This window comes from Paenibacillus sp. P4_A9, assembly GCF_056402415.1.
The window spans coordinates 1-722 of the sequence record NZ_JBFUHL010000234.1 but is presented as its reverse complement, the minus strand read 5'-3'; the positions used below and the strand labels follow the sequence as shown (position 1 = coordinate 722).

1 protein-coding gene is annotated in these 722 nt (G+C 40.3%); it reads right to left on the bottom strand.

The window, feature by feature from the left end:
- Nucleotides 1-722: DUF3502 domain-containing protein (locus AC1DVJ_RS31200; protein ID WP_477596844.1), on the bottom strand; the 722-nt coding region annotated here is incomplete at both ends.

Genomic DNA, 722 nt, shown 5'->3' with positions numbered 1-722 from the left:
GTCTGAACCTGCTTTTTTCATTTTCTCAATGAATTCAGCATATTTCTTGTCAGAGTCAGCAACTGCTCCTGTTTCGATAACTGATCCACCTGCACCAGCATATTCTTTAACAACTGCCGCGATTTGTGCAAGCTCTGTTTTAATTGGATCAAGATTTGGTTTATAACCTAGCATTGGTGAAACGGTTGCAGTGGCATTCGCGTCTTGCCAAATTTTCGTGTAATTAGCTGGGTTGGCTTGTGTTTCGAAGCTATTAGCTACGTTACCAAGACCCCAAACAAATGCGCCATATTTAGCGTCTGCTGTTCCTTGACCTGAATAACCAATTGTTTCAATTTTATTGTCGCCAGTTTTCTTGTAATGCTTGCCTTCAATACMCCATACGAGAAGGTTATACAGATCTTTCCCCTTAGCCGTATCTAACAAATTAATAAGCTGCATAGCACGCTCAGGATTTTTAGATGTTCTTGTAATCGCTAAGTTCGTGGAATCGGACAAGTTGGAGATAGTATACTTCTCTTCCATTGGAATTAGCTGAATTGGGAAACCATATCTTGTAGAATCTGCTTTCGAAACATCTTCGATACTGCCWACCATCGTATGGAACCAAGCAATGTTTCCGTCTGGCTTGCCTTCATCTTGACGTTGATTTTGCAAGCTCAAAATATCTTTACGGATGTAACCTTTAGCATACCAATCCGTCATTGTGTTTTGATATAACG